The sequence below is a fragment of the Streptomyces sp. NPDC088194 genome (assembly GCF_040702025.1).
Classification (GTDB): domain Bacteria; phylum Actinomycetota; class Actinomycetes; order Streptomycetales; family Streptomycetaceae; genus Actinacidiphila.
On the sequence record NZ_JBFBIV010000024.1, the window covers coordinates 46,898 to 63,924 of the forward strand.

A 17,027-nucleotide genomic window follows, 5' to 3' on the forward strand; every position below is an offset into this window, starting at 1 on the left:
GATCGAGAAAGGGGACCGGAATGGATGCCTTCGAGCGTCTTGCCCTGGCTTCCCAGTCTCCTTCCCCGGGAATCGTTCGGCCCCACACGGAGACCTTCCTGGCCCGGGTATTCGACGGGCTGGGGTTCGCCTCCACCGCAGTTCCTGCGACGGGGGCCGGCAGTTCGTCGGCCGGTCCCCGGCAGGTCGATTCCCAGGAAGGATTCAGTCAGGAGGTCAGCTTTCCTCCCGGGCGGGAGGAGCTTCTGGACGAGCTGCAGGCCCTCCTGCCTGCCACAACAAGAGAGGACGGCGGCAGACTCAGACGCATCGCGGAGATCGTGGAAGTACTCGACGGTGAAGAAGCAGCTCAAGCGTGGTGGTGTCACGCAGCATGGGCTGGCGACGAAGTGGCTGTCGCAATCGCCGAGGAACTCCAGCTTCATATCCAGGGAGAGCGGCCCAGCGTCCTCCCGAGCATCACATCGCCTGGCTCCTCAGATGAGGAAGGACTGATCTAAATGATGCGAATCGACAAGAATAACTACGAGGGGGTGAATACGGTGACGCGTCGCCCCTCTCGTCAAACCATCGTTAATTTGCTTATGGGCGTTAGGGCGACCCGACTGTCGATCCTGAGCATCATTGCAACTTTGTTGCACTGACGCTAGACCAAGGAACGGGGGAAGTCCGGGGGAAGCTGGTGGGCCTCTCACTCGACGAAGGGGTCGGGTGAGGGGCCCTTCGCATGGACCTGATCAGACGATCCGTCAAACTCCGCTTTTGCGTCACGAAGAGACGAACGTCACATCGTGACGGAGACGGTGCGGCGGCGGCGTCTTCTTGGTGAGTGACGCGCCAAGGAGGCCGACAGTATGGATATCAATCCGTCAGATGCGGAGATGCCCGAGATGCTGTTTGTGGAAGGGGTCGCCGAGGTGATCCCAGACGCATTGGAAGCCAAGCCGGCTGAGAAACTTCTGAGCAATCGGGCGAAGGCGTGGAAGAACACGAAAAATGGAGCCGGCGTCGTCGTCCGCTTGACCGTTGGTGCCCTGATCCGGATCGGTCTTGAGGACCTCTTCAAGGACGACTTCCTCTGAGCCCGCCCAACCCTCGGACCGCCCCGCCGTTGCGTTGACTCGCAACGGCGGTTTTTTTGTCACAAATTGTCGCGGAGAAGGCAACCTAAGCGGCTAGTTCAGAGAAGGGTTCAGCGCGGACAACGTACTCGCCGAGTCCTGCAACGCGACCTTCAGCCGCGAGCCCATACAAGGACGAAAGAGCTGGCCAACCGAGCGCGATGCCCGACTCGACGCCTTCCGCTGGCTCCACCGCTACAACGCCCGCCGCCGACACGCCTGCCTCGGGCAACGATCACCAATCACCTTCGAGAACGCCGTCCAACTCATACCAACTACGCTGGCACCAACCGAATAGCCGGTGTTCAGGATTCGGGGTCGAGGCCAGCGAGACGCGAGTGGCCGCGCGATTCCGGCACGTGTAAGCGCTACGGATACACGCCTCGTCTACGTCGCAGTCACGCGCGCCTGCCACCAACCGGACTTCGGAGGGCTCACGTGGATCGAGAACCAACCGGCTGCTGTCGGCAGCCATGACAAACCAAGCCGAGACTCTTGTGTGAAAGGGCCGGGAAGAGCAGAGGCGGCACGACGTCAGTCGCTCAGGCAAGCCTCGATCATCAGGGCGAGCCGGCGTTCCATCGCGGTCAGGGTCTCGGAGGACAGACCCTCGTCCTCGCCCAGGAGCGCGCCGATGCCGAAGAGGCCGAGGCCCAGGGTCAGGGATTCGAGCAGGCGGATCTTGGCCTCTGCTTCTGGATCCCCGGCGAGGAACTGGCGCCAGTGCTCCCGCACCCTTCGTTCCAGCTCGTGCTTGAGGAGCGTTCCGCCGTCCAGGTCGATGGACCGGACAAGGGCGAGCGCGGGTGTTCTGCGGTCGATGTCCTGCCAGTAGGCCATGAGGTCGGACGCGAACTCGGCGACATCCGTCAGGGGCTGTGCCTCGTCGACGTGGGAGTGGGCCACCAGCTCGAAGAGCGCCCGCTTGGAGACGAAGTACCGGTTGACCAGGGCCGGCGTGACACCCGCGTCGTCGGCGATGTCCTGGAGGGTCACATGGGCGAAACCGCGTTCCGCGAACCGTCGCGCTGCCGCCCGCTGGATGTCGTTGCGTGTCGCGGCGGAGTCCTTGGGACGGTGTGCGTCGCGCCCTTTCGGTCGGGCCCGTCGTGTCCCGTCCGATGGACCTCCGGCAGTCATACGAATCAGTCTGCCATAATCGTCGTTCATGTCCGGGCAGGCAGACTTTGGGCCGGGGCAGCCGCGGGGCGCGCGAGCCGGCGGGCCAGTGCCCGCAGGTCGGTCGACGGGTCGGTGAGTACCTCGGGTGCCACTACGGCGTTCGTGTCGAGGATTGCCTTCGCGGAGCGGACCGCTTTCGGTTCGTCGAGTCCGGCGACGGCAGCGAGCCGGCTTTCGCGGAGCCAGAACGCCACGAACCGCTCGGGGGTCGCGCCCTCCCGCACCACCACCTGGTCGGTCCCGCGTCCGCGGCCGAACATCTGCAGCGACTTGCCGTACTGATCGGACCAGAAGTAGGGCGCCTCGTCGTTGATGGTGGGTTGCCCGGCCATCGACGCGCCCACCGCCGCGCCGTGGCGCATGGCTACGTCCCAGTGCTCGATCCGCTCACGGACCCCGGTCCGCGGATGGATCTGGCTGGCCACGTCACCGGCCGCCCAGAGCCACGGATGATCGGTGCGGCCGTACTCGTCCACGACGACCCCGCCGTGGACGGTGGCACCGGTTGCGGCGGCGAGTTGGTCGTTGGGGACCACCCCGACGCCGATCACCACGGTGGCGGCGGGCAGCCGTTGGCCGCCGGTCAGGACGACCTCTTCCACGACGCCGTGGCCGGCGTACGTCTCCACGGTCCGGCCGTTGATGACCCGTACGTCGTTGTCCCGGTGCAGTTGGGTCATGAGACCGGCGACCGCGGGGCCCAGCGGGCCGAGCAGGGGAAGTTCCGTCGCCTCGACGATCGTGACGTCGATGCCCATCGTCCGGGCCACCGCGGCGGCTTCGAGTCCGATGAAGCCGCCGCCGACCACGACGAGCGGGCCGCCCCGGTGCAGGCCCGCGAAGATGCGTCGTGCGTCGGTCGCGGTGCGCAGGGTGTGTACGTTGTCCAACTGCTCTCCTGGTGTGCCCAGTCGGCGTGCGGAGACGCCGGTGGTGAGCAGCACCCGGTCGGCGGGCAGCTCGCCACCGCCGGCCAGGATGATCCGGCGGTGTTCCTCGTCGAGCCGGTGTACTCGTAGGCCGATGACCAGGTCGATGCCGTGCTCCCGGTAGTGCTCCGCGGGCAGGATGGGCCGCAGGGCCTGCTCCGGGTCGGGTTCCTTCGACAGCGGCGGCTTCTCGTACGGGAGGAGCGGCTCGGCGTCGACGACGGTGACGGCACCGTCGAATCCGCTGCGCCGCATCGCCATGGCGGCCGACACACCGGCGATGCTGCCGCCGACGATCACGTGGTGGGTCCTGGACACGATGGCCCTCTCGTTCAGAGTGTGTTGGGTTGCCGGGCCCCGGCCGGTCTACGGAGCCGTGGACCGGCTGGGCGTGCCGACGCTGCTGATGTCGATGACGGTCCCGGTCGCGGTGGCGGACTCCTCCCGTGCGGCGAGCAGGACGTACGAACCGACGTAGTCCTCGGGCCGGATGTCGAGTTGCAGGGCCGAGAAGGTCCGGATGGCCTCCCGGATCGGGAGGGCGTCCTCGATGGAGGTTTCCGCCAGGCCCATCGCCCCGGGACCGCGCAGGTCCGTTGCCATGCCGCCCGGGGCGACCGCGTTCACCCGTACGTCGGGGGCGAGTTCGTAGGCCAGTTGCCTGACCAGGCCGACCCCGGCGTGCTTGGACGCGACGTACAGGGGGCCGCCGCCGCGCGGGTAGAAAGAAGCGTTCGACAAGGTGAAGACGATCGAACCCCGAGACGCGGTCAGGGCCGGCAATGCGGCCTTGGCGCCGAGCAGATAGCCCTTCACGTTCACCGCGAAGAGTTCGTCGAATCCGGAGGCGAGTGCCTGCGGATCGCTCTCAGCGAGCGAGCGGTTGAAGTCCCACAGGCCCGCGTTGCCGACGAACGTGTCGAGTTTCCCGCGCCAGTCGACGGCGGCCTCGCAGGCGCGGAGGTTGTCCTCGTAGCTGGTGACGTCACCGACCACGGTGACCACCGACTCGCCGAGTTCGGCCTGGAGTTTGTCGAGTTTCTCCTGCGACCGGTCGAAGGCGACGACGCTCGCGCCCTCGGCGGTGAAGCGGTCGACGATGGCCCGGCCGAGGCCGGAACCGGCCCCGGTGACCACCACCGACGCATTGTCGAGCCGTGCCATGGTCAGCCCTCCTTCACGAGGTAGTTCAGCGGGAGCGCGACGAAGACGACGCCGTCGACGCACTCCACCGGATGGACGGCCACCGGCCTGGTGGCCGGCGGTGAGACGACCTCGCCGGTACGCAGGCTGAACTTGGCCATGTGCAGGGTGCATTCGACGACACAGCCCTCGACCCAGCCGTCCGCGAGGGAGAACGTCTCGTGTGTGCAGGTGTCGTCGATGCAGAACACCTCGTCCTCCGCCGCGAAGACGGAGGTGAGGGGGACGGTGGCGAGCTTGAGCCCTTCATCCTCCGGGAGTTGGTCGACTGGGCAGGCACGGACCCATTTGCGATGGGCGAGTTGGGGCAACGCGGGGGGAAGTGCGTGCTGGGTCATGGCGATCACAGGAAGATGCTGATGCTCGGGGCCAGGAGTGTCGTCTGCTCAAGGACGATCTTCCGAGCTGCGATCCGATAGGGGTAGCCGTAGTCCGGGTCGGCCGGGCGCAGGGTGTCGAAGCGTTCGCCGATGAACCAGTCCTGGTGGCGTTCCAGGCGGCTGCGGTAGACGTAGAAGTTGGAGACGACGTCGAGTTCGCCGGGTTCCGCGCCAGTGGCGACGCGGACGTTGGTGATGAGTCGGCGGGTGCGGGAGGGCGGCTCCTCGGACCAGGAGATGCCGGAGGTGTAGCGGCGGACCCGGCCGGTCAGGAAGTACTTGTCGTCGTCGATGAGGGCGGTCTCGTTCTCATCGGCTATCTCGCGGTGGCGTTCGCGGTTGGTGCGGGTCATGCGGGTGGGCAGCCAGTAGTGGACGTCCTCGGTGAAGAGATCGATCCACTCCTGCAAGCGCCGCTGGTCGAGGAGTTCGGCCTCGGCGAACAGGAACTGCTCGACTTCGTGCTGGAGTTGTACGTCGGTTTTGCGGAACACCGAGGTCGGCGTGGCGGTGCGGTCGATGGTCGTCATGGTGGTCACGCCTTGTCTGTGAGGGCGGCGTCCGCGGCCTCTGACGCTCGGTTCGGCTTCTGTATCTGCGCCCATGGCGTGCCGGTGACCAGGTCGCTCCACCGGCGGTAGAAGCCGCGCGCTGCGTGTTCGGCGTACACGTAGTTGGACGTGCCGGGCAGGCCGTGGACGTCGGTCTCCTCGTAGCCCAGACCCATGCCCGTGTGGAACCTGCTGGTGCGCGCCTTGTGACCGCGCAGCACCTGCTGGATCTCGGTCCAGTTCTCACCGTCGTCGGTCTCGAACGAACCCGCTGGGCTGAACGTCCGCTGGGTCATTTTCCGCATTTCGGCCTTGACCTCGTCCGGGGCGTCCTTGGGGAGGTAGCTCCAGGCCCACACCTCGACCTGTCCGGGGCCACGCGGGTGCCACACCCGCATCGTCGAGAGGCCAAGGGCGAGCCACGAGAAGTTCGGGAAGATCGTGTTGTGGTTGTCGACCTTCAACACCCGTTCAGGTCCGAGCCGTTGCCGGTGTTCGTCTTCCTTGGTCCTCAGCCACTCGTAGGTGGCGTCTCCGAAGTAGGGCGCCTTCATGACGGCTTCCGGCTTGAAGAAGCCGCCGGAGCCGTGCCCGTTGCCGCCGAACTGGCGGCCCGGGATGTTCGGGTCGGTCTGGCCGCCGGAGGCGTTGGGGTCTTCCGTCAGTGCCATCATGGCGGAGGCGTGCGAGACGGGCGCGTGGTACATGTCGCTGGCGAACTGCTCCGCCGCGAACTTCCAGTTGCAGTCGATGACCCACTTGGTCGTTCCCGGCGCCAGCTCCAGGCCGCCGTCGAAGCGGTCGACGACCGCGTCGAAGTAGAAGGCCATGTCGCCGAGGTAGTCCTCGAACTCCGGCGTCTCCTCCGACCACGTGCCGAAGTGGAAGCCGCGGTAGTTCGCGATCCGCGGGACCTTCAGAGCGCCCCACTCGCTCTTGTCGATCTCGTTGCGATATGCCTGCTCCTCCAGCGGCACGTTGATCAGGTTGCCCGCCAGGTCGTAGGCCCACCCGTGGTACGTACAGGTGAAGGTCTTGCTGGTGCCGGCGTCCGTCCGGCAGATCCGCATGCCCCGGTGCCGGCACTGGTTGAGGAATGCCTTCACCGACCCGTCCCGCTGCCGGACCACCAGGACCGGGTCCTCGGCCATGTACGTCTGGATGAAGCTGCCCGGTTTCGGCAACTGGGAGTCGTGCGCGAGGAAGAGCCAGGTCCGCCCGAAGACGTGCTCCAACTCGCGCTCGTACAGGTCCTGATCGGTGTAGATCCGCGGGTCGTTCCATCCCCGATCGGGGTCGACCATGGTGTTCAGGTCAATCATGTCCGCTCCTGGTGGAGGCGATGCGACTCTTTCGAAGTGAAGCCTGCGACAGCGGGTCCGGAAGGCGAACAGTCCCGTTCAGAGGGGCGGAACAGTTCGCTGCCGTGTCCTCGCAACAGAGATCCGCGGGCGCGTGGTTCCCCCTGGTCAGGTGGCGGGGGCGCGTTCTGCGAGCAGGGTGAGGGCGATGTCGATGATCATGTCCTCCTGGCCGCCGACCAGCCCTCGCCGACCGCACTCCATGAGGAGGTCACGGACATCGACGCCGTAGAGCCGGGAGGCGTTCTCGGCGTGACGCAGAAAGGACGAGTAGACGCCCGCGTAACCGAGGGTGAGGGTCTCCCGATCGACCCGGACCGGCCGGTCTTGAAGCGGCCTCACCAGGTCGTCGGCGGCGTCCTGGAGCTTGAACAGATCACAGCCGTGCCGCAGACCTGACAGATCGGCGACCGCGATGAACGCCTCGATGGGACAGTTGCCCGCGCCCGCGCCGTGGCCGGCGAGCGAGGCATCGACCCGGTACACACCGTGCTCGACGGCGACGAGAGAGTTGGCGACGGACAGCGAGAGGTTCTCGTGAGCGTGGATGCCGATCTCGGTGGCCGGGTCCAGGACATCCCGGTACGCGCGGACCCTGGCCTCGACGTCCTTCATGGTGAGCCGGCCGCCGGAGTCGGTGACGTAGACGCAGTGCGCGCCGTAGGACTCCATCAGTTTGGCCTGCCGCGCCAGTTCACGAGGCTCGGCCATGTGGGAGAGCATCAGGAAGCCCGACACGTCCATGCCGATGTCGCGGGCCGAGGCGATGTGCTGCGCGGCGATGTCGGCCTCGGTGCAGTGCGTGGCCACCCGGACGGAACGCACACCGAGGTCCCAGGCCCGCTTGAGTTCGTGGATCGTGCCGACCCCGGGCAGGAGCAGCGTCGTCAGCCGAGCCTGTTCGATCACAGAGGCCGCTGCTTCGATCCACTCCCAGTCGGTGTGCGAACCGGGGCCGTAGGTGAGCGACCCGCCCGCGAGCCCGTCCCCGTGGGCGACTTCGATCGCGTCGACGCCGGCCTCGTCGAGAGCCGTGACGATCCGGCGGACCTTTTCTGGAGTGATGCGGTGGCGTACGGCGTGCATGCCGTCGCGCAGGGTGACGTCCTGGACGAAGATCGAGGTGGTCATCGGGGCTCCGTTCGGGCGGCTATGCGCTGGGCGACCTGCAGCGCCGCCGACGTCATGATGTCGAGGTTGCCCGCGTACGCCGGCAAGTAGTGTGCGGCGCCCTCGACTTCGAGGAACACCGAGACCTGATGGGTGGGCCCGGGCGCGTTCCCCTCCGTCAGGGTCCGGACCGGCTGGTCGGTGGGGATTCCGGTGATCTGGATGTCCTGTTTGAGGCGATAGCCGGGAACGTACGCCGCGACATCGGCCACCATCTTCTCGATGGACGCGCGGATCTCCTGGTGCTGTCGCAGGTCGGGCGCGTCGACCAGGCAGAACACGGTGTCCCGCATGATCAGCGGCGGTTCGGCGGGGTTCAGGACGATGATCGCCTTGCCCCGTCGGGCTCTGCCCACTTCGACGAGGGCCGCCGACGTGGTCTCGGTGAACTCGTCGATGTTGGCGCGAGTGCCGGGACCCGCGGACTTGGCGGCGATGGACGCAACGATCTCGGCGTAGGCCACCGGCACGACGCGGGAGACGGCGGCCACGACCGGAATCGTGGCCTGCCCCCCGCAGGTCACCATGTTCACGTCGGGGGCATCGAGGTGATCGCTCAGATTGACCGCCGGGATCACGTAAGGGCCGATCGCCGCGGGCGTCAGGTCGATGAGCCGCTTGCCGTAGGGCGCGAGCCGGTGGGAGTTGTAGGCGTGGGCCTTCGCGGACGTCGCGTCGAAGACGATGTCGATGTCGGCGAACTCGGGCAGGGCGATCAGCCCCTCGACGCCTTCGGCCGTGGTGGCGAAGCCCAGGCGTGCCGCCCGCGCGAGGCCGTCGGAGTCGGGATCGATGCCGACCAGGGCGCCCATCCGTAGATTCCTGGCCGTCCGCATCACCTTGATCATCAGGTCGGTGCCGATGTTGCCCGAGCCGATGATCGCTACCTGCGTATCGCTCATGATTCTCCTTCGGTGAAGGTCACGGTCACCGCGCCGAGAGGCGAGATCCTCGCGGTCACCTTGTCGCCGGCGGTCACAGGCCGCATCGGGCCGAGGGCGCCCGAGAGGATCACCTGGCCGGCGCGCAGTGGCTCGCCCAACTCCCGGGCCTGCCGGGCCAGCCATGCCACCGCCGTCAGCGGGTCTCCGAGGCAGGCCGCGCCGTTCCCGGTTGTTGCCGCTTCTGTGCCATTGATCGACAGCGACATCACGACGTCCTTCGGCTCGAACTCGTGCAGGCGCGTGTGCCGCGGCCCCAGTACGAAGGCGCCGCTGGACGCGTTGTCCGCCACCGTGTCCGTGAAGCCGATGTCCCAGTTCCGGATACGGCTCCCGCAGATCTCCAGGGCCGCGACGGCGTAGTCGACCGATGCGCGCACCTGCGCGAGGTCGAGAGGACCGTCGGCGAGATCCTGGGCGAGCACGAAGGCGATCTCCGCCTCGGCACGCGGCTGCATGATCGAGTCGATCGGAATCGTGTCGCCGCCGAGGTGGGCCATGTCGTCGAGGAGGACGCCGAAGTCCGGCTGGTCCACGCCCAGTTGCTGTTGAACGGCGTCCGAGGTCAGACCGATCTTCCTCCCGACGACGACCGCGCCACGAGCACGCCGCGACGCGACGACAAGCCGCTGGACGTCATAGGCGGCCCGGAGGTCGTCGCGGCCGATGAGATCCCGTACGGGTGCACAGGGTGTGCGCAGTGCCTCGGCGTCGAGTAGCCGCTGGGCGGCCTCCTCCAGTACCGGTTGTGAAGGGGTGATGGTCTCTGTCATGCCCCGATGGTCGGCGAACCGTCCGCCGCGGAACACAGCGGAGTTCCAAGGGGCGGCACAGTCAGACGGCGGCGCGGGAGAGGTCGCGGGCCATGGAGAGGAGCCGGGGTGCGTAGCGCTTGAGGCTCTGCGGGCGGAAAGAGCAGACGGAGACCGCCGCCACGGACGTACCAGTCCCGGGATCGAGGATCGGTACGGCGACGCAGTGCATGCCGTCCCGCAACTCGCCCTCGTCGTAGGCGAGTCCCTCCTCGCGCACGCGTGCCAGGTCCTGCTCGAGCCGGTCGGCACTGTGGATCGTCCGCGAGGTGAACCGCTGGAACGGGCCGGCCATGACGGCCTCCACCTGTCCGTCCGGGGCGTGCGCGAGCATGGCCTTGCCCAGCGCGGTGGAGTGTGCGGGCCGCCGAGCGCCGACGGCCGTGGGAGAGCTTCCGGTGTTGTGCCCGAACAGTTTCTCCAGGTAGAGCACGTCCGTGCCGCTGAGCGTGGCCAGGTGCACGGTGTCCTGGCTCCCGGCGTACAGCTCGGTCAGGTACGGCATCGCCCGGCGCCTGAGTCCGGTGGACCGGATGGCGCTGGAGCCGGCGCGGTTCCCGACCTCGAAGAGGCGCTCGGTGAGGCAGTAGCGCCCGCCGATCTTCCTGACGAACCCACCTTCGACCATGATCGACAGCAGTCGGTGCGCGGTCGATTTCGGGACCCCGACCATGTGCGCCAGCTCGGTCACGCCCAGGACCGTCTTCGGTCCCCGGAAGGCGTCGAGCATGACCAGCACCTTCGCGGCGGAGGTGTCCGCCAGGCCCGTCCTGGCCTCGGCCTGCCCCGGCCTCGCATCCGACACGTCGGCGGGAACAGTCGTCAGAACACTCACCGTGAGTCGCCTCCCTCGCCGACAGCCACCATGTAAATGGCTATTTACATGCACGAGATCTACGCCTGTCCGGAGCGGCTGTCAAGGCGAGCACGGAGTGCCGGCTGACAGGTGTGCCGCGATGTGGAACAGCGCCCTTCCGGCGGCCTCTGCCTCGCGAGCAGGGTGAACGTCATGTCGGCTCACCCGATCCGCAGTCGGCCCGAGGCCGTCGGCCAGGGTCCGAACGGTGAGCACGAATCACGTAGGAGTGACGTATGCCGCAGACGCTGACGGCCGAGGGAACCAGCCGTACCGTCCGGACGAAGCGCTGGAAGATCCACTACAACGAGGCGGGCGAGGGCCCGCCGATCCTGATGCTGCACGGCAGTGGCCCGGGCGCCACCGGCTGGAGCAACTTCGGACCCAACATGGCGGCGCTTGCTGAGCGCTTCCGGGTGATCGCCGTGGACATGCCCGGCTGGGGTGCCTCCGACGCCGTCGCGCCGCAGGACCGTGACCTCGTCGGAGCGGTCCTGCAGCTGCTGGACGCTCTGAAGATCGACAAGGCCGCCTTCGTCGGGAACTCGCTGGGCGGCCTCATCTCCGTCGCCTTCGCGGTCCGGCATCCCGACCGGATCTCGCACCTGGTCACGATGGGCTCCGGAGCTCCGGGGGTGGGCCTGTCGCTGTTCGGCCCGGCCGGCCTCAGCGAGGGTCTGAAGGTCCTGCTCAAGGGCTACCGCGACCCCTCGCCCGAGACGATCCGCGAGCTGGTCGAGATCATGACGTACGACTCCGCCTTCGCCACCGACGAGCTGGTCCGCCAGCGCTCGGACGAGGCCCGTCGGCGCCCCGACCATCTGGCCAACTTCCTCGCGGGCGGGCTCGGCGCCGACATGCCCCGCGGGATCACCGCGGACGACCTCGCCGCGATCCGGGTCCCGTCGCTGCACTTCCACGGCCGGGACGACCGGGTCGTGCACTTCGAGAACTCGCTGAAGCTGGTCTCGCTGATCCCCGACTCCCGCATGGTCCTGATGAACCGGTGCGGCCACTGGCTCCAGCTCGAACACGCCGACGAGTTCAACCGGCTCGTCGCCGACTTCGTCTCCGCGCCGTGAGCGCGACGGGCACCGACGCCCAGCAGAACCTCAACGAAGAGGGAAGGACTGATCATGGCTGAGGTCATCGGTCTTGGATATGTGGTCGTCGAGGCCCAAGACCTCGACGCATGGCGGGAGTTCGCCCGTGATCTCCTCGGTCTCCAGCCGACCGTGGACACCCCGGACAGGCTCCTGCTGCGGATGGACGAGAAGGCGTACCGCCTCGACATCCGCCGTGGCGACACGGACCAGGTCACCGCGATCGGCTGGGAGGTGAAGGGCCCGAACGAACTGGAGGAGATCGCGGCGCGGTTGGAGAGCAACGGCTACTCCGTCAAGCGGGCGACCGACGACGCGGTGACCGAGCGCCAGGTCAGCGGGCTCGTCGAGTTCGACGACCCGGCGGGCCAACGCCTGGAGCTCTTCTGGGGTTTGCTGGAGGCGCGACAGCGGTTCGTGTCACCCACCGGAGCGAGCTTCGTCACCGGACGGGGCGGGATGGGCCACGTCTTCCAGTTCACCGACGACGGGCCCGCCCAGGGCCGGCTGTACCAGGACCTCCTGGGCTTCCGGCTGAGCGACCTCATCGAGTTCGCCCCAGGCGCGAGCGGCACGTTCCTGCACGCGAACGAGCGTCACCACTCCTTCGCCTACGCCTCGGTCCCCGGACTGTCCGGCTTCGGGCACCTGATGTTCGAGGTCACCGAACTCGACCTGGTGGGACGGGCCTGGGACAAGGTCCAGGACGGAGCCGCCCCGATCGCGGCGACCTTCGGCAAGCACACCAACGACGAGATGCTGTCCTTCTACGTCGTGACGCCCTCCGGGTTCCAGGTCGAGTACGGGTTCGGCGGCAAGCTCGTCGACGACGCCACCTGGGCGCCGGCCCGCTACGACGCGGCGAGCTACTGGGGCCACCGGCGGTCGGACCCGAGCGAGCCGGACGTATAACCCGAACGCGTGGACCCGAACGGGTGGGCAACCCCGCGTTCGCCACGCCACGCGCCGTGTCATGGGCTCCTGGTGATACCCGTGATCGTCGCCGCCGCACCGGCGACAGGCGGGTTCTGCCCCTGGACCCGCCAGGGCGGGCTGCCGTCGCCACGACGGCAGCCCGTGCACGGCGGCACCCTCACCCGGATCCACTCATGCAGACCCAGTCGTTCAGAAGCCGACTTCGTCGGCCCGGAGACCCCGCTCCATGACGCACACCCCGAACGACCGGCCCAGCCGAGGAGCCGGTGGAACCGTGATCCCGGTGCTCGCCTTCGCGGGCATCGCCGTCGCGGTGATGCAGACCCTGCTCGTCCCGGAGGATGCTGATCCTCAGCCTCACCGTCATGGTCGTCGGCACGCTGATCTGCGCGCTCAGCAGCACCCTGCTCCCGATGCTCGTCGGCCGTACGCTCCAGGGGTTCGCGCTCGGCGCGCTGCCGCTCGGCATCGGCCTGCTGCGGGACACGCTGCCGCGCGAACGGCTGGGCTCGGCCGTAGGGTTGACGGGTTCCTCGATGGGCGTCGGCGGCGTCTCCGTCCCGACCATGCGGGGCTTCCGCGTCTCCTTTCTGACAGCCACAGCCGCGGTCGTCCTCGGGGTGGTCTTCGCCCTGTTCCTCCCAAGGGCCGATCGCGCCTCGACACCGCGCGCGGGCAACGGCAACGACCTGGACGCCGACCCGGACCGGCACGGGGAGCCCGCCCCCTCGGCGACGGCCCTCTCCGTACTCGTGCCCGTCAGCGAGCGACCACCAGACCAACCCGTACGGGGCCACTGAGTGCCCGTGAACGAACAGTGCACACCGAACACCGAAAACCGAAAGGTAGTCATGAACACCAAACTCCCCGCCGACCTCAACGAGCGCGTCGTCATCGTCACCGGCGCCGGCACAGGTATCGGCCGCGCCACCGCGCGCGCCTTCGCCAACGCAGGGGCCAATGTGCTGGCAGTAGGCCGCCGCATCGACGCGCTGAAGGAAACCGCCGCCGGGCACCTGTCGATCGCCGTCCACTCGGCCGACCTGAGGGCTCAGGAAACCGCGGAGGGCGTGATCGCCACTGCCGTCGAGCGCTGGGGGCATCTGGACGTCCTGGTCAACAACGCCGGGATCTTCCGCAGGATGCCGCTGGCCGACACCGATCCCGCGGCCGTCACCGCCCTGTTCGACCTGCACGTCCTCGCCCCCACCCTGCTGGCGCAAGCCGCCCTGCCGCACCTGCGCCGGAGCAAGGGCACGATCGTCAACATCTCCAGCACCTACGGCCACAAGGCCGCCCCGAACGCCGCCCACTACGCGGCCTCCAAGGCCGCCGTCGAACACCTCACCCGCAGCTGGGCCGTTGAGCTCGCGCCCGAAGGCATCCGTGTGAACGCCGTCGCCCCCGGTCCGACCGAGAGCGAGGCGCTGGCCGCCGCAGGGCTGCCCGACGAGGCCATCGAACAGGCGAAGAAGGCAGAAGCCGCCCTCATTCCGCTCGGCCGTCGCGGCGAACCGGAGGAGGTCGCCGAGTGGATCGTGCGCTTCTCCGACCCGGCGATCACCTGGCTCACCGGACAGGTCCTCACCGTCGACGGGGGTCTGGAACTCGTCTGATGCCCCTCGGCCGTCGGGCAGTCCGATCAAGCGCAGTCCCACCACCGCAGAGGCGGCAGCGGGAACTCACGGTGCTGCCAGAGCACGCGTGACTTCTCCTCGGGATAGGCGCTGACAGCGGACGGTGCGCCGAGAACCTCGGTGAGCCGGTGTTCCGAGTCGAATGCCGGCCAGCCCGGGTCTCCGGTCGAGGCAAAGTCGGTGCATGCCGTGTGGAGGGTGAAGAAGCAGCTACTCACAGCGGCGACGAACGCCACGCCGTCGTGGGTTTGCCGACGACCAGTTCCTGGGCAGCTTTCCACGCCCTCCACCACGACGCCAACACGCTGCTTCCCGCGCCGCCGAGGCTCCCCGCGGATTTCATGCGCGGGTGGCTGATCGGAGCACCTGCATTCGATTGCGTCTCATCGAACGCAAGCCTCCCCTCGGAAATAAAAGATGGCACCGTCACTTCAGATCGCGTACCCGGGACATCGCCCGGAAGATCTCGCGTTCCCGGTCTCCCTCCATGGCCTCCAACACCCACTCCGGCGTCTGTGCGAGGTAGCGCACTGCGAGCCTGAGCAGCTCCTCGTCATTCATCCAGTCAGCTGAGGGAGTGAGCGGCATGCGCAGTTCCAGCAGGTGAGCGACGACCCTAGGCCAACAGTCCGAGCGCTCGGGAGCACGTCTCCGGTAGATTCCATAGCCCCGGCACTGGTTCGGCTTCGCACGCCGCCAGCCAGTACACTCAACCGGAATCCGAAACCCCGATCGGTCAAGCCGATGATTTTAGGCAGAGGCATGCCTTGGCCACGGCTTCCGGTCCTCTCGGTCTGATGTCCCAGGGCGTGGCCCGCCACAGTCAGTAGATCTGCGCCTCGAATCCAGTAGATCAGCGTATCCGCCAAAGCCGCGTGACCGTCGGCAGCTTCGTCGGGATCGGAAGACCATAGCCGCTGAACTGCGGTCGAGCGGTAGTCGTTGGTCAACGGCAGCAGGTTTTCGAGCATCTCCAGGGGTGCGGATGCCGACCGCACAACCGCGGCTGCTGCAGCTCGGTCAGGGGAGGCGAGGTCCGCTCGACCCAGTCCGGCACCACGCGCGTCTGCGGCGGCAACTCTCGCCTGGCCGGTCCCGGCAGGACGAACGCGAAGTCGCGCAGCGCGCGCCGCAACGCCTCGTCGGCCGGACGGCTGGGTTGCTTGGGCGCCGGCTCCTTGGTGGCAGCGGTCAGTGGGAAACACCCACCACAACGCACGCATCCTCCTCGGCCGCCCCGAGGACGTCGCCCAGGCGGTCGGCCGGCTGCTGTCGGAGGGGCCCCCGCCCCACGGACCCTCTCCCGCCCCGCTTGACGGCGACCACGTCGAGAAACCTTGGTCGGCATGCAACGCCGAGACCACGCGCCTTCGTACAAGGGGTGTCCGGCCGGCCGGAGCCGAAGCGAAAGGTGTGTGTGTCTGTGAAAGGTGTTGTCGAGCGAGATCGTGAGTTCACCGAGTTCGTCGTGAGGCAGCGCGCCTCGCTCGTGCGTGTCGCGACGTTCCTGCTGGGTGGTGACCACGCCCAGGCGGAGGACGTGGTGCAGACCGCGTTGACGCGCGTGTACCTGCGATGGCCGAGGCTGCGTTCCGACAGCATGGCGGCTTACGCCCGGCGCTGCGTAGTGAACGCGGCGATAGACGACCGGCGGAGTCTGTTCCGCCGCCGGGAACGGGTGTCCGCCCAGCTGCCGGAGGTCGCGGCAGTCGACGCCCAGTACCGCGACGGGGCACCGCTGATGGCGCTGCTGGCCAGGCTGCCCGAACGGATGCGGGCGGCGATCGTGCTGCGCTGCGTCGAAGGGCTCAGCACGGCCGAGGCCGCCGCGGCGATGGGCTGCAGCGAGGGCAACGTCAAGAGCCAGACCGCCCGCGGCCTGGAACGCCTGCGCGAGATGTACCCGAAGCACGCCCACGACTTCGTGTGACGAGGAAGACCGAAGGATTGAGGAGAGAAGTCATGCGTGACATGGCAGAGATGCTGAGCGAACTGCGGGTTGCCGACGCTTCGGGGGCGGAGCCGGTCGACCCGGCCGTCGTCGAGGCGGACGTCGCTCGCGGGCGACGGGCGCTGGTCGGCCGGCGGCGCCGGCTCGTGGGTTCCGGTGTGATCGCAGTGGCCGCCACGGCCGTCATGGCGGTGGCTGTGCCGATGGGAGGCGAGTCGGGCTCCGGCACGCAGTCCTGGGCCCAGTCCACGGCCGCGGGGCGACAGACGTCGGTGACGGTGGAACTGGCCTCGTACCACGGCGCCCAGCCGGCGGGCTTCGAGGTCCGCACCGTTCCGCAGGGCTGGAAGGTGGTCTCGTCCACGCCGTACGCCTTCCTGGCCGTCCCGCCCGGGACGGACACGAGCACCATCGTCGCCCGCGGGACAACCGCACAGGTGGCCTTCGACCGCGGGATCGCCGTGACGCTGACGGGAGATGCGCAGTTCCCCGCGAACGAGCGGCCCGAGAAGGTGAACATCGACGGGCGGGCCGGGAAGCTGGGCGTCACGCAGGACAAGCAGGCCATGTGGCTGATGTGGTCCGACGCCGCCGGGCACCGGCTCCAGGTGCAGGTCCCGGACCGGCTCGGGCTGACGAAGCAGCAGATCGTCACCTTCGCGGACGGTGTCACCGCCACCGGCAAGGCGACCGCGGGCAAGGGGTGATGCCGTTGCCGTGCCCCAGGGGCCCGGACGCCGACGCGTCCGCCGAAGACCAGGACGAAGACCAGGACGACGCCGCTCCCCAGGAGTGACCGGGAGTGGGGTCGATAGCCCCAGGTGAATGACAGGTGGGCCGTGTTGGCCGCGGGCGGGGCCGCCGCGGCACACCGGCCGGTCGGGGGCGCCCCGG

The 17,027-nt window shown here is 68.2% G+C and carries 18 protein-coding genes and 2 pseudogenes; 9 read left to right on the top strand and 11 right to left on the bottom strand.

Annotated features, from left to right (window positions below; translation table 11 throughout):
- Positions 1-20 precede the first annotated feature (20 nt).
- From AB0399_RS15675 to AB0399_RS15685, 3 genes and pseudogenes are all read left to right on the top strand, one after another.
- Positions 21-500 (top strand): hypothetical protein, encoded by a 480-nt coding sequence (locus tag AB0399_RS15675; protein WP_366411639.1) that lies wholly within the window; start codon positions 21-23, stop codon positions 498-500.
- 354 nt (positions 501-854) lie between these two features.
- Entirely contained in the window at positions 855-1,082 is a 228-nt protein-coding gene (locus AB0399_RS15680) for a hypothetical protein (protein WP_366411641.1), read from the top strand.
- Between the two features lie 124 nt (positions 1,083-1,206).
- Positions 1,207-1,419, top strand: a pseudogene (locus AB0399_RS15685) (integrase core domain-containing protein); the annotation flags it as partial.
- Positions 1,420-1,655: 236 nt separating this feature from the next.
- On the opposite strand, the gene AB0399_RS15690 reads toward AB0399_RS15685, so the two are convergent.
- From AB0399_RS15690 to AB0399_RS15735, 10 genes are all read right to left on the bottom strand, one after another.
- Positions 1,656-2,291, bottom strand: coding sequence for a helix-turn-helix domain-containing protein (locus AB0399_RS15690; RefSeq protein WP_366411642.1), 636 nt, complete (start codon positions 2,289-2,291; stop codon positions 1,656-1,658).
- Entirely contained in the window at positions 2,288-3,550 is a 1,263-nt protein-coding gene (locus AB0399_RS15695; protein WP_366411643.1) for an FAD-dependent oxidoreductase, read from the bottom strand. The genes AB0399_RS15690 and AB0399_RS15695 overlap by 4 nt, the downstream gene beginning before the upstream one ends.
- 48 nt (positions 3,551-3,598) lie before the next feature.
- Positions 3,599-4,396 carry a 3-(cis-5,6-dihydroxycyclohexa-1,3-dien-1-yl)propanoate dehydrogenase gene (hcaB, locus tag AB0399_RS15700; protein WP_366411644.1) on the bottom strand — a complete coding sequence of 266 codons (798 nt, stop codon included), beginning with the start codon at positions 4,394-4,396 and terminating at the stop codon, positions 3,599-3,601.
- Positions 4,397-4,398: 2 nt separating this feature from the next.
- The gene (locus AB0399_RS15705) at positions 4,399-4,782 is read right to left on the bottom strand and encodes a bifunctional 3-phenylpropionate/cinnamic acid dioxygenase ferredoxin subunit (RefSeq protein ID WP_366411645.1); all 384 of its coding nucleotides are present in this window, start codon (positions 4,780-4,782) and stop codon (positions 4,399-4,401) included.
- Positions 4,779-5,345, bottom strand: coding sequence for an aromatic-ring-hydroxylating dioxygenase subunit beta (locus tag AB0399_RS15710; protein ID WP_366411646.1), 567 nt, complete (start codon positions 5,343-5,345; stop codon positions 4,779-4,781). Before AB0399_RS15710 ends, AB0399_RS15705 begins: the two co-directional genes overlap by 4 nt.
- A gap of 5 nt (positions 5,346-5,350) precedes the next feature.
- Positions 5,351-6,688 (bottom strand): aromatic ring-hydroxylating dioxygenase subunit alpha, encoded by a 1,338-nt coding sequence (locus tag AB0399_RS15715; protein ID WP_366411647.1) that lies wholly within the window; start codon positions 6,686-6,688, stop codon positions 5,351-5,353.
- A gap of 147 nt (positions 6,689-6,835) precedes the next feature.
- Complete coding sequence (gene dmpG, locus AB0399_RS15720; RefSeq protein ID WP_366411648.1) at positions 6,836-7,858, bottom strand: 4-hydroxy-2-oxovalerate aldolase; 1,023 nt, start codon at positions 7,856-7,858, stop codon at positions 6,836-6,838.
- A complete protein-coding gene (locus AB0399_RS15725; RefSeq protein ID WP_366411649.1) occupies positions 7,855-8,799 on the bottom strand; it encodes an acetaldehyde dehydrogenase (acetylating) in 945 nt (314 codons plus the stop codon). Before AB0399_RS15725 ends, dmpG begins: the two co-directional genes overlap by 4 nt.
- On the bottom strand, positions 8,796-9,611 hold the full coding sequence (locus AB0399_RS15730; RefSeq protein WP_366411650.1) for a fumarylacetoacetate hydrolase family protein: 816 nt from the start codon (positions 9,609-9,611) through the stop codon (positions 8,796-8,798). The genes AB0399_RS15725 and AB0399_RS15730 overlap by 4 nt, the downstream gene beginning before the upstream one ends.
- Positions 9,612-9,672: 61 nt before the next feature.
- Complete coding sequence (locus AB0399_RS15735; RefSeq protein ID WP_366411651.1) at positions 9,673-10,485, bottom strand: IclR family transcriptional regulator; 813 nt, start codon at positions 10,483-10,485, stop codon at positions 9,673-9,675.
- A 257-nt stretch (positions 10,486-10,742) separates the two neighbouring features.
- Between AB0399_RS15735 and AB0399_RS15740 the strand changes: the two genes are divergently transcribed.
- The 4 genes and pseudogenes from AB0399_RS15740 (at position 10,743) to AB0399_RS15755 (ending at position 14,161) form a co-directional block, all read left to right on the top strand.
- Positions 10,743-11,588, top strand: coding sequence for an alpha/beta hydrolase (locus AB0399_RS15740; protein ID WP_366411652.1), 846 nt, complete (start codon positions 10,743-10,745; stop codon positions 11,586-11,588).
- Positions 11,589-11,642: 54 nt separating this feature from the next.
- Positions 11,643-12,521, top strand: a complete 879-nt coding sequence (locus AB0399_RS15745; RefSeq protein ID WP_366411653.1) for a VOC family protein — start codon at positions 11,643-11,645, stop codon at positions 12,519-12,521.
- A 250-nt stretch (positions 12,522-12,771) separates the two neighbouring features.
- A pseudogene (locus tag AB0399_RS15750) lies at positions 12,772-13,345 on the top strand (MFS transporter).
- A gap of 6 nt (positions 13,346-13,351) precedes the next feature.
- Positions 13,352-14,161, top strand: coding sequence for an SDR family oxidoreductase (locus tag AB0399_RS15755; protein WP_366411654.1), 810 nt, complete (start codon positions 13,352-13,354; stop codon positions 14,159-14,161).
- Positions 14,162-14,608: 447 nt separating this feature from the next.
- Here the strand turns inward: AB0399_RS15755 and AB0399_RS15760 are convergent, their stop codons facing one another.
- A complete protein-coding gene (locus AB0399_RS15760) occupies positions 14,609-14,743 on the bottom strand; it encodes a hypothetical protein (RefSeq protein WP_366411655.1) in 135 nt (44 codons plus the stop codon).
- Positions 14,744-15,650: 907 nt separating this feature from the next.
- On the opposite strand from AB0399_RS15760, the gene AB0399_RS15765 reads away from it, so the two are divergent.
- Both AB0399_RS15765 and AB0399_RS15770 read left to right on the top strand, forming a co-directional pair.
- Positions 15,651-16,112 (top strand): sigma-70 family RNA polymerase sigma factor, encoded by a 462-nt coding sequence (locus AB0399_RS15765; protein ID WP_366411656.1) that lies wholly within the window; start codon positions 15,651-15,653, stop codon positions 16,110-16,112.
- Between the two features lie 32 nt (positions 16,113-16,144).
- Positions 16,145-16,840 carry a hypothetical protein gene (locus AB0399_RS15770; protein ID WP_366411657.1) on the top strand — a complete coding sequence of 232 codons (696 nt, stop codon included), beginning with the start codon at positions 16,145-16,147 and terminating at the stop codon, positions 16,838-16,840.
- Positions 16,841-17,027: the final 187 nt, after the last annotated feature.

What these genes read in the sequence shown, in the direction of transcription:
- AB0399_RS15710 (WP_366411646.1), bottom strand. Translation starts at nt 5,345, where the DNA reads ATGACGACCATCGACCGCACCGCCACGCCGACCTCGGTGTTCCGCAAA.
- AB0399_RS15770 (WP_366411657.1), top strand. Translation starts at nt 16,145, where the DNA reads ATGCGTGACATGGCAGAGATGCTGAGCGAACTGCGGGTTGCCGACGCT.
- AB0399_RS15745 (WP_366411653.1), top strand. Translation starts at nt 11,643, where the DNA reads ATGGCTGAGGTCATCGGTCTTGGATATGTGGTCGTCGAGGCCCAAGAC.
- AB0399_RS15675 (WP_366411639.1), top strand. Translation starts at nt 21, where the DNA reads ATGGATGCCTTCGAGCGTCTTGCCCTGGCTTCCCAGTCTCCTTCCCCG.
- AB0399_RS15680 (WP_366411641.1), top strand. Translation starts at nt 855, where the DNA reads ATGGATATCAATCCGTCAGATGCGGAGATGCCCGAGATGCTGTTTGTG.
- AB0399_RS15725 (WP_366411649.1), bottom strand. Translation starts at nt 8,799, where the DNA reads ATGAGCGATACGCAGGTAGCGATCATCGGCTCGGGCAACATCGGCACC.
- AB0399_RS15740 (WP_366411652.1), top strand. Translation starts at nt 10,743, where the DNA reads ATGCCGCAGACGCTGACGGCCGAGGGAACCAGCCGTACCGTCCGGACG.
- AB0399_RS15715 (WP_366411647.1), bottom strand. Translation starts at nt 6,688, where the DNA reads ATGATTGACCTGAACACCATGGTCGACCCCGATCGGGGATGGAACGAC.
- hcaB (WP_366411644.1), bottom strand. Translation starts at nt 4,396, where the DNA reads ATGGCACGGCTCGACAATGCGTCGGTGGTGGTCACCGGGGCCGGTTCC.
- AB0399_RS15730 (WP_366411650.1), bottom strand. Translation starts at nt 9,611, where the DNA reads ATGACAGAGACCATCACCCCTTCACAACCGGTACTGGAGGAGGCCGCC.
- dmpG (WP_366411648.1), bottom strand. Translation starts at nt 7,858, where the DNA reads ATGACCACCTCGATCTTCGTCCAGGACGTCACCCTGCGCGACGGCATG.
- AB0399_RS15760 (WP_366411655.1), bottom strand. Translation starts at nt 14,743, where the DNA reads ATGAATGACGAGGAGCTGCTCAGGCTCGCAGTGCGCTACCTCGCACAG.
- AB0399_RS15690 (WP_366411642.1), bottom strand. Translation starts at nt 2,291, where the DNA reads ATGAACGACGATTATGGCAGACTGATTCGTATGACTGCCGGAGGTCCA.